The organism is Nonomuraea jiangxiensis (genome assembly GCF_900099965.1).
GTDB lineage: Bacteria > Actinomycetota > Actinomycetes > Streptosporangiales > Streptosporangiaceae > Nonomuraea > Nonomuraea jiangxiensis.
This window is the reverse complement of sequence record NZ_FNDJ01000036.1, coordinates 100,976-110,873: the sequence shown is the minus strand read 5'-3', so window position 1 is coordinate 110,873 and position 9,898 is coordinate 100,976. Positions and strand designations below refer to the sequence as shown.

General features: G+C 63.6%; 10 protein-coding genes and 1 pseudogene. 5 read left to right on the top strand and 6 right to left on the bottom strand.

Annotated features, from left to right (window positions below; translation table 11 throughout):
* A pseudogene (locus tag BLS95_RS60080) lies at window positions 1–166 on the bottom strand (IS5/IS1182 family transposase); the annotation flags it as partial.
* Window positions 167–404: 238 nt separating this feature from the next.
* Here BLS95_RS60080 and BLS95_RS47350 point away from each other — a divergent pair.
* Window positions 405–1,184 carry a hypothetical protein gene (locus BLS95_RS47350; RefSeq protein ID WP_090946182.1) on the top strand — a complete coding sequence of 260 codons (780 nt, stop codon included), beginning with the start codon at window positions 405–407 and terminating at the stop codon, window positions 1,182–1,184.
* A 279-nt stretch (window positions 1,185–1,463) separates the two neighbouring features.
* On the opposite strand, the gene BLS95_RS47345 is transcribed toward BLS95_RS47350, so the two are convergent.
* Both BLS95_RS47345 and BLS95_RS47340 read right to left on the bottom strand, forming a co-directional pair.
* On the bottom strand, window positions 1,464–2,045 hold the full coding sequence (locus BLS95_RS47345) for a DUF6461 domain-containing protein (protein ID WP_090946181.1): 582 nt from the start codon (window positions 2,043–2,045) through the stop codon (window positions 1,464–1,466).
* 521 nt (window positions 2,046–2,566) lie between these two features.
* On the bottom strand, window positions 2,567–3,109 hold the full coding sequence (locus BLS95_RS47340) for an SMI1/KNR4 family protein (RefSeq protein ID WP_090946180.1): 543 nt from the start codon (window positions 3,107–3,109) through the stop codon (window positions 2,567–2,569).
* A 635-nt stretch (window positions 3,110–3,744) separates the two neighbouring features.
* On the opposite strand from BLS95_RS47340, the gene BLS95_RS47335 reads away from it, so the two are divergent.
* Window positions 3,745–4,912, top strand: a protein-coding gene (locus tag BLS95_RS47335; RefSeq protein ID WP_090946179.1) for an IS3 family transposase whose coding sequence is annotated in 2 segments (ribosomal slippage) — window positions 3,745–4,001 and window positions 4,000–4,912 — 1,170 coding nt in all. Because the reading frame shifts where the segments join, the coding sequence is not laid out codon by codon here.
* A 298-nt stretch (window positions 4,913–5,210) separates the two neighbouring features.
* Here the strand turns inward: BLS95_RS47335 and BLS95_RS55045 are convergent.
* The gene (locus BLS95_RS55045; protein WP_176993774.1) at window positions 5,211–5,759 is read right to left on the bottom strand and encodes an SMI1/KNR4 family protein; all 549 of its coding nucleotides are present in this window, start codon (window positions 5,757–5,759) and stop codon (window positions 5,211–5,213) included.
* Between the two features lie 501 nt (window positions 5,760–6,260).
* Here BLS95_RS55045 and BLS95_RS47325 point away from each other — a divergent pair.
* Window positions 6,261–6,809 carry a hypothetical protein gene (locus tag BLS95_RS47325; RefSeq protein ID WP_090946177.1) on the top strand — a complete coding sequence of 183 codons (549 nt, stop codon included), beginning with the start codon at window positions 6,261–6,263 and terminating at the stop codon, window positions 6,807–6,809.
* On the opposite strand, the gene BLS95_RS47320 is transcribed toward BLS95_RS47325, so the two are convergent.
* Complete coding sequence (locus BLS95_RS47320) at window positions 6,788–7,885, bottom strand: IS630 family transposase (RefSeq protein ID WP_218136334.1); 1,098 nt, start codon at window positions 7,883–7,885, stop codon at window positions 6,788–6,790. The two genes, BLS95_RS47325 and BLS95_RS47320, sit on opposite strands and share 22 nt — an antisense overlap.
* 55 nt (window positions 7,886–7,940) lie before the next feature.
* Here BLS95_RS47320 and BLS95_RS58660 point away from each other — a divergent pair, with 55 nt between their 5' ends.
* Together BLS95_RS58660 and BLS95_RS47310 are read left to right on the top strand one after the other, a co-directional pair.
* Window positions 7,941–8,474, top strand: coding sequence for a Mu transposase C-terminal domain-containing protein (locus BLS95_RS58660; protein ID WP_143044202.1), 534 nt, complete (start codon window positions 7,941–7,943; stop codon window positions 8,472–8,474).
* 78 nt (window positions 8,475–8,552) lie between these two features.
* Window positions 8,553–9,101, top strand: a complete 549-nt coding sequence (locus BLS95_RS47310; protein ID WP_218136333.1) for an ExeA family protein — start codon at window positions 8,553–8,555, stop codon at window positions 9,099–9,101.
* Window positions 9,102–9,208: 107 nt separating this feature from the next.
* On the opposite strand, the gene BLS95_RS47305 is transcribed toward BLS95_RS47310, so the two are convergent.
* On the bottom strand, window positions 9,209–9,847 hold the full coding sequence (locus tag BLS95_RS47305) for a hypothetical protein (protein WP_090946175.1): 639 nt from the start codon (window positions 9,845–9,847) through the stop codon (window positions 9,209–9,211).
* Between the last annotated feature and the right edge of the window lie 51 nt (window positions 9,848–9,898).

Here is a 9,898-nt window from a genome sequence, read left to right as displayed (position 1 = left end):
GGCCGAGTTTGGGGATGTCGCACTCGCCCCGGAACCAGCGCAGAACCAGTACCGCCTGCCAGAACGGGGTCAGGGCGCGACTGCCTTTGGGAGTGCCGAGCCGGCGACGTTCGTCCTGGAGCAGCCGGGCAACGTACTGAACCAGTGCACGGGGAACGTCGAGCATGGCACGATGAGCAATCACGTGGAGCCTTTCGGGCGGCAGGGATTCTTGTGGTGAGAACTCATCTACCGGAGGCTCCACGTCTGTCTCCGGCCTTCGACGGCTTCTCCCGAAAGGCACGAAACGCCACCACAGGCGTCCCGAAATCCCCAATCGCCCGAATTATTTCTCTGAGATCACCTCACTGGCGCAAGACCTCGTTTAGCCAGGAGCCTTCGCCACGGACCACGGACCACTACGCATGGAGCGCACCACCGATCGTAATGTCCACGACGACTTAATGAGGAACAGAATTGCTTTTGGCTTGGAGTACAGGGTGAGCAAGGATTGGGTTGTGGACTGGTCGCGGCAGAGCTTGACATTCACCTCTGAGCAGCCGGTCCAAGGCGCGGCGCAGACGCTGGCGGCGGCGCTCGGCATTGTGCTCGAGGAGAAGCACCACGACCAATATGGGATCAGTTTCCATGCCCGCGGTCCAAACGGAGAGTCCATCGGCATCATGAATACCGACTCCCAGCGCGCCCTGTACAACCTCATGATCGACCACCTGCCCGCCGAGCAGCGAGAGGCGCTGATCAATTCGATTCCGCGCGAGCCAACGCGCGTTGCCGTCCATGCCACGAGTCGGGCTGACAGCATCATCGATACGCTGACCTCGGCGGGCTTCACTCTCACGAGCCGTGATCCGCATCCTTCGGCCGACGTTCAAGAAGCCGACGCGGCCTGGCAGCGACTGCTGCCCGAACTGCGGTCCCAGGGCTGGACGATCGAAATCACCGGGTTTGCCGCGCCGATCCAGCTCGAAGGCACCCTCCCATCAGGGGATCGGTTCTACTACCGGTGCCGCTGGGACACCTGCTCACTCGACATCGGCGGCGATGACCCCGCTGCCCTCGCCAACTGGACACGCGAGCAGACCGTCGAAGGCGAATATGCGGCAAGCTACCTCCATCCAGACAAGGCTGTCCGTATTCTGCTGGATCTGTACGCGGAGTGGCTTCAGCAGCCCAGCGCCGACTGATGGGACCTTGTAAATACACAGAAGGTCAGACCGTTCCTGTCCGTGGCCGTCGCGGGTCGCCAGGGTTGCATTTTGAGTTGCAATACGAGGCCGATCAGAGCCGTCCAGAATGTATCGGGTGCAGGCGTCGACCTGCATTGAACGATCTGGAACGGCTCGAACTGGATCTTTTAATCCGCAGGTCTTGAGTTCACACAGTCGACCGACTTCGGGCAGCTGGGGCAGGATCTCATCTGGTACCCACCCCCACGCTGGCCGCCGGACGTGGCATCAGGACTGTCAGCCGACGACGCCGCTCATGAGCGGCCCTCTGATGATCTCCAGGGGCAACACCACGCCGGTCAACCGGGCCGCGAGGAGAAGCGCTCCAGTCACCGACGACGGTGCCTCAGCGTCGGTTCCGGGTACACCATCGGGATCAAGGCCCACCTCCCTCATCAGGTCGTTGAGCCGATCAGGATCGCTTCCGTGCCGCTGTTCTGGAATCTTGGGGTTGAAGTGGGTGACCAATTCCCTGTCCACCGCGTAAACGAAGTCGTCGGATGCGTAGTCGTGCCTCAGGACCGCCACGGCCACGGTCCCGGCCGAAAGTGCCTGTGCCTTGTCGGCTTCCGTGCACGTCCACCCGCTCTCCTCGATGAGCACGGTCCAGCCGCCCACTCGCCCCGCGAGCACGGTCTCAGGAAAGAGGCCATTGTCTATTAACTCGTCATAGGTGAGCGGCCGGATGCTCTCCTGGTCGGCACCCAGTCGGAGAAGCGCCTCCACCTCGGTGACTTCACGCACGAAGGTCAGGTTCCACAGATCGCCCAACTCGTCGTCTTCGGCCAGCCAGGCAACATCGGCGTAGGTGAACGCCATCCGCAACACCTCATCTGTTGATCGTCGTGCCATTAGCGTGCCATTAAGGGCGGTCAGCAGCGGTTATTCACGGTCACTCGCCGACCGTCTTCAGGGCAGGTCGAGGCCGTTGCGCTCGAAGATCAGAACGATTTGCAAGCAGGAAGTCAGAAGTTCGAATCTTTTTGGGCTCCACCAGCCGAAACACCCCGCCACTGATCTTGAGGCGAGGCCCTACAGGGTGGGACGACGGCGACGAGACGATCAGGCTTGTGTGACTGGTCTGGCTGGAGCACAAACACAAGATGAGGGCGTCGTTCCGGCTCGCCTTGGACTGCGTTGGAGCAAGCGAGCGATCATTGTTCACGTAGATCGGTCACAACTGCCTCGCCAATGCTCTATCGGGCCTGGCAACATTCGGATCAGCATGATCCCTGACGAACCAGTCGTACGTCGCGTCACGGTAGAGGTGCCCACAGGCGCCAAGTGCGCCATTCTCATTTCGATGCCACCGCAAAGCTAGATCACCCCATCCATTCGCGCTAGGGCCGGCCTTGCGGGTACTGCAGAGCGTAGAAGCCAGCGCGCAGGTCATCCATCAACTCGGCGAAGGAACCGTGCCGCTCCGGTCCCTCATCGGACCAGGAGAACAACTCGTAGGCGGCCCATTCTCCGTGCTCGTCCGCGTCTCCCGGGGCGAGGAACAGCACGCCGTCATCCGCCGCTTCCGAGAGCAGCAGCGCCCGCTGCATCAAGGCCGTGCCCTCATCGCTGCCTAAAGCCTTGACCCACGACGGCTCCAGGTCACGCAGCCACCCGAGTTCACCGGTACCGCGCACCTCGCCCCCAAAATAGCCCGCCCTCTGCCAGCCGTCACTTGTTAGGAGAAACTCACGAAGCGACGGCGGCAGCGTGCACCCCAGTCGCTTTTCTGCTGCGCCCACCTGCTCGATGGAGGCTGGCGGGAACCCGAACCAGCTGTCGATGACCGGCTTGTTCAGCACCGATTGCGGCCTCATGTCAGGGACGGTGAACAGGTCTTCGTTCCAGCGCTCCAGGAACGATTTCCAGGCGGTACGGTTCATGCGGCACTCCTTGCGGCATTGCCTCAGCTGGTTGATCTACAGGGTTCAGCGTCTCACGGTGACGTCGGGGGAACCGTGCAATATATGTGCAAGATCTTGCTGTTGGAGACTGCTGGACAAGATGGCGCCGCGGGTCGGAAGCATTGAGGCAGCAAGAACGGTCACGCGCTGTAAAACCGTCGCAGTTGGTACAACATCTACGACCGCCTGCCGATGGCTGGCCGCCGTAGCGGGCTGAGGGCGATCGATGGTCCAGGGTTTTGTTCCTAAGCCCCGGCCCACCGGGCGGTGTGGCTGGCGTGCCCCGTTGTGTGCCCGATGGGGCGGGAAGCCAAGGGGACCAGCGGGGAATCAGGGAGGATGCGACCCGCAGGCTGAGCTGCATCTTCGCAGATCGAGCAAGATCGACATGCGTCTTTGCAAGCAGGAAGTCAGAAGTTCGAATCTCCTAGACTCCACAGCAGGTCAAGGGCCACTCCCCATGATCGGGAAGTGGCCTTTCCGATCTTGTGCAGCTGAGAAGTACAGCTACGACATCAACTGTTCTCCACCACGCGCTCGCTGTGCTTGAGGCGCCTAGCAGATTCCGGACAGTCGGCTACATAAGCTGACAGAAGTCTGGAAGAGGTAGGTACGTGACGAGGCGTCGTAGGCAGTTCTCTCCCGAGTTCAAGGAAGAAGCCGTCCGGATGGTGCTGGAGGGCGATCGCACGGTGGCGGCGGTGGCCCGGGAGTTCGGCATCAACGCCAGCACCTTGGGCAGCTGGGTGACTCGGCATCGGGTCGTGCACCCAGATGAACAGCCGGTCTCCGGGCCGGAGCGGGCCCGGATCCGGGAGCTGGAGCGGGAGAACGCCGAGTTGCGCGAGAAGTTGATCTTCCTGAAAAAGCGGCCGCCTTCTTCGCGGCCGAAGGTCGATGACGCTCGCCAAGTACGAGCTGATCGATGCGGAGAAGGCCCACCACGCGATCGCCAAGATGTGCAGATGGCTGAACGTGTCCCGCTCGGGCTACTACGAGTGGACCGAGCGGCCGGCTTCGGCCACCGCGCAACGCCGCGCGCTGCTGGCCGGGCTGGTGGCCGAGGTGTTCGCCGACTCGCACGAGACCTACGGCTACCGGCGGGTGCACGCCGCCCTGCTGCGCCGGGGCGAGCACTGCTCGGCCGAGCTGGTCCGGGCGTTAATGCGCGAGCAGGGCCTCATCCCGGCCCAGGTGCGGGCCTTTCGCCCCACCACCACCGTGCAGGGCGACTTCTGTGGCATCCCCGACCTGGTCGGCCACGACTTCACCGCCGAGCAACCGGGCACCAAGCTGGTCGGCGACATCACCTACATCCCCACCTGGGAAGGCTTCCTCTACTTGGCCACCGTCATCGACTGCCACAGCAAGGCCGTGCTCGGCTGGGCGATGGCCGACCACTACCGCACCGAACTCATCAAGGACGCGGTCCGGATGGCGGCCGGCACCGGCCTGCTCCAGCCGGGCGCGGTGTTCCACTCCGACCGCGGCTCGAACTACACCTCAGAGGAGTTCGGCCGTTTCCTGACCGGCCTGGGCATCCGCCGCTCGGTCGGCCGCACCGGAATCTGCTACGACAATGCGATGGCCGAATCGTTCTTCAGCGCGATCAAGAACGAATGGCTTCACCGGTTTGTCTTCACCACCCGAGCCAAAGCGAAACGGCAGGTCATCCGCTACATCGAAGGGTTCTACAACCGGCGCCGCCTGCACTCGGCGCTCGGCTACCGACCGCCTCTTGAGGTGCTGAACGAGTCCCTTTCATTCCCATCAGCCGCATAGGCTGCGACCATAAGACGGCTGTCCGGAATCACCGCGGCACCTCAGCTTCTGTGGGATCGGGAAGCCGTAGCGCTGTGCTCCTTGAGGGCCGCGATGCATGCCGACTGCACCGGCTCGTAATCCGCGTACATGAGCTTCACGCTCGCGTACGGCTCGTTCGGACTCGGACCACGCCCCGAAGTCGTCCCATGATCACTGGCGCGGTGCTCGGAAGATTCGTCGGGTTCATATTGGCCCGTGTGGAGAGGCGCAGCCGGGCGGGGATAGACGCGGTCCCCTGCCGCCGGCGGACCCAAAGTCATCTGCGTGGGGTACACAGGTCCTTCATCAGGTCCCAGAAGGACCTGTGGCGATCGGCGCCGGCCTTCCAGGCGGCGAGAAGCCAGGCCTCCCACTCACCATCAGAGGTCATGACGTGGGGGTTGAGAAGAAGGAGTCCGTCCCACAGCCCGACCAGCAGGGTGTCAGGCAGATATTCGACTCTGATGGCGTGCCGGTTCTGCTCCTCTCCGTAGACGAAGTAGACGTCATCGGGCACGCTCGGGCGCTCTTCATCTGCGGGCGATGTCCAGGCTTCGACAGCTGCGGGCCAGACGTCACGGAGCCAGCCGACTTCCGCGACCGGCGCCAGGGAGTACTCCTCGACGCCCCAGCCGTTGGAGAACAGCAGGAAGTGCCGGTAGCTCGGCGGCAGGCTCACACCCAACCGCTCTTCGAGCTGACTGACTTCTGATTCGCCCGTCGGAGGGTGGAGACCGTGGCCCGGCGGCAACGGCGGATGGTCGGGGCCTTCGGCCGGCGGCTCATCCTCCGGCAAGAGATCAGACCATGCGTACGGGGCGCTCATGGTGGGTGACGTTATCTGCCGCGACTGACTTTTCATCAGGCGTAGGGCACCGCAGCACCAGCTGGGCAATGCTTGATGCGGAGTACATGAAGGCCAGGGGCGGTTCACTCTGCTTAATTGACGAAGGCCACCCCAAGGGATGGTGAAGATCATCCACTCGGGACCGGGCCAACCGAAGGCCGGGGAAAGATCGAACGCTTTTCCGCCCGGTCCGTCAGCAGTTCCTGGTCGAGATCGTCGCCGACGGGTAGACCAGCGGCACCAAGGTGTCCGATCTGAACGAGTTGAACCGGCTGTTCACCGCCTGGGTCGAGACCGTCTATTGGCTCGTCACCGAACGTTGGTCGGGTAATCGATCTCGGGTGGTGGACCCGTCGGTCGGCTCCCAGGGCTTAGCCCTCCTGGGGAGGTGCAGCCATAAGCGTAAGCTGGACAGACTCTTAGATCTCAGAGTGGGCTGGCATCCTGCCAGTTGGCTTCCGGGGCCTAGGATGACGCGCGATGAATGAGCCTGATGTGGAGAGTCGGCAGTTGCTGGAGGTCCTGCGGGCTGACCCGGAGTCTTGGTCCGGTCTGGGCTTCGCCCCCGCCGAGGATGACGACACCTGGGACGCCAATGCCGAACGTCGTGCGGCGGTGTTGGCTGCGATTCTGTTCGATCCGCGGGCCGCTGATCGGGCTTTGCTGAGGTTCCTGCTGCAGCAGGATATTCTGGAAGCTGAAGAGTTCTGGGGTGTGTCCGACGGGCTGAGACTTGGCATGTTACTGCTGGCAGAGCATCGCTGTGTGGATGATGCCTGGCTGCAGTGGAGCGCGAAGATCGCTAACTTCGACACGGAGATGGGTCTGGATCTGTGGGCTGTTCTCGCTGGCGGTGTGGTCGCGGTGCGGTCGATGGTGGCGGCAAGTGATCATCCGGAGCGCGACGAACTCCTAAAGCGTCTGGCCGAAGAGCCGTATGTCGATGCCACGGATGAGGATGTCGAGCGTTGGTTGCTGGAGCAGCGCACTCAGTATTTCCAGGCCCCTCACGCAACCTTGGACGGGTGACTGGTCCAGCTTCTGATGGGTGAGCTGGCGGCGAAGTTCGTCTTGGGCTGGGCTCGGGCGTTGCGCCAGCGCACGTACGCGCCGATCGCCGCGTTCTGCTCGTCGTGGCTGCGGTGATCGGTGCCGTTGAGGGCGTAGTAGCGCAAGGCGGCGAACTCGGACTCGATCCAGTTCAGCCACGAGCCATAGGTCGGCAGGAACACCAGCTCGACGTCGTTGGCCGCGGCCCAGGAGCGGACCTGAGGATGCTTGTGCGGGGAGTAGTTGTCGGCGATCACATACAGCTTCTCGCCGGGCCATCGGGCGCGAAGCGTCTTGAGGAAGGACAAGTACTCCCGCCAGCGCTTGCGGGTGCGGATGCGGTAGTAGAGCTTGCCGGTGGCCAGGTCGAGTGCGGCGATCATCTGCATCACGCCGTGGTAGCGGTGGTAGGTGGCACGCAACCGCGCCGGCGAGCGGGCCGGCCGCCAGCGCTTGCCCTTGCGTGGCATCAGGTTCAACGGGCCGAACTCACCGACGCAGATCACCCGCCCGTCGGCGGGCCGGTGATCGTATAACTCCAGCACGCGCTGCATCTTGGCGATGAAGTGCGGGTCGGTGGAGGCCTTCCACGTCGTGGTGGTCTGCCAGCTCACCCCGCCCTTGCGCAGGATCCGCCGCAGATGCTCACGGCTGATCGCCGCCACGACACCCCGCGCGATGAGGTGCTCGGCCAGGGTGCGCAGGCTCCGGGTCGACATCCCTTCGATGCCCCACTCGGTGGGGGCCGTCGCGGCGATCAGGCAGATGTGCTCACGCACCCGCTCACTGATCGCCGGTGGACGGCCCCCGCTCCATTTTGGGTCCAGCACGTCGAACCCCCGCTCGTTGAAGGCGTGGATGACATCACGCACGTAGTCGTCACTGACCTGCATCAACGAGGTGATGTCCGGAACGCTTTGGCCTTGGCCGGACATCATCACCACGATCGCCCGCCGCAGCTTGACCGGATCCTTCGCATTACGCGTGATCCGCTGCAGCTTGCGGCCTTCCTCCATCGTCAGCGGCCGGACGAAGACCTCCGGTCGGCGAGCCACGACCACCTCCATGTTGTGAAAGCAGCCAGCCTGACGGGTTCACCGCCCGAGATCAATTACCCGTCCAACGATCGGTGACGGGCCACTATCACCGCCGGGGTCCATTCACAGACCGGGCAACCCCCGGTACGGAGCGCCATTCCCATCACCGACTCCGGCCCACCTGGGTGAGGCGTTCAAGTGGAGCGAGGTCCGGCAGGTCACCAAGATCGCCATCGTCCGGCTGTTCGCCAACTCCTACTGCGTCGACCCAAGCTTGGTGGGCCGAAAGGTCGAACTCGCCCTCGACCCCTTCGACCTGACCACGCTGGAGTTGCGCTTCCGCGGCCAGCCGATGGGCATGGCCATCCCGCAGATCATCGGCCGGCACGCCCATCCCAAAGCCAAGGCCGAACAACCCGCGACCGCTGCACCAGAGCCCGGCACCGGGATCCACTACCTGCGCCTGCTCGACGATCAGCAGACCGCCACTCTGGCTACCCAGATCAACTACACCGCACTGAACAGCAAGAACACCGACCGGCAAGGTGAAGACGAACAACCCGCGTCCACGCACGGTGCAGTTCTGGCCGGAGAGGAGCAGTCGTGATCGACCGCCCGCAAGGCTTCTTCGGCTTCACCAAGATGCCGTTCGGCCGTGACCTGGCACCCGGCATGATGCACCGGCATGCCGCTCACGGCGAGGCCACCGCCCGCATCACCTGGTGCGTCGCCGAACGCGCCCTGGGGGTGGTCACCGGCGAGGTCGGCGTCGGCAAGTCGGTGGCCACACGGCCCGCAATCGCCTCGCTCGACCCGGCACGACACATCCCGATCTACATCGGCAACCCTGATCCCGCAGGCCAACGACGCGCTGGCCACCGAGCTGGCCGAACGCGGTCGCACACCGGTGCTCATCCTGGACGAGGCGCACCTACTGGGCCACGACCAGCTGGAGTCGGTCCACATGCTGACCAACCATGAGATGGACTCCTCCAGCCCGTTCGCCTGCCTGCTCATCGGGCAGCCGACCCTGCGCCGCAAGATCAAGCCCGGTGTCCTGGCGGCGCTGGATCAACGCATCGCGGCCCGCTACCACATGAACGGCATGACGGGCCAGGAGACCGTCGACTACCTACGTCATCATCTCGCCCTGGCAGGTCGGACCGACCCGCTGTTCACCGAGGACGCCGCCGCGCTGATCCATACCGCCGCCGCGGCTATCCCGCGCCATTAACAATCTGACCATCCAAGCCCTGCTGGCCACCTTCATCGCCGACAAGACCATCGTCGACGAATCGGCCGCCCGCGCCGCGGTCAACGAAGTCATCACTGCCGAGTGATCTACGGTGAGACCGGCTCCTCGCCTGTCCTTGAGGCAGAATGCGTGCCAGGAGCGACGGTCGACTGGAAGAGATCAGGCCTGTGCTGGCGGACCTGGGCACCCATCGGGCCGTGTTCCCACAGGGGATCGACGACGCCGAGGGGGATGCTGATTCTCTGTAGTCCCGTGGCCGGATCGATGGGCAGCCGGGCCCGATGGGCCAACAACCAGTTGGGGGCGTTGTGGGGAATCTCGTGTTCGCCCCAGCCGACCAAGCCGATGCATTGCCTGGCTCCGGTTCGAACATCTATCCTGCCGGCCCTGGTAATGGTTCGTGGACTGGGGATCCGGCTTTCCACGACATCGATGCGCTCAACGTTTCGCCATGCCAGGCGCACCCGCGATCCGTACCAGTCCTCCATCTCCACGTCCTCAGAAGAGAGGCGCGCAACAGTGGCAGCGGCTGCCTGCCGCCACCTGACCAATCGCACTCCAGCGAAGACCACCGTCGCCCCTGCTGCAAGGAACACCAGCTCGATAAGACGATCAGGGATGAAGGCGATGAATACCAGCCATATGGGGATTAGGAGCACAGAAGGGAGAAACAACCGAACAACGGTCGCGACCGAAAAGGCGCGTGCCATGCGAAACTCTTCCATGAACTAAACCTGGGACCTCGACGCCATCGATGTCAACGTGGGATGTACTGC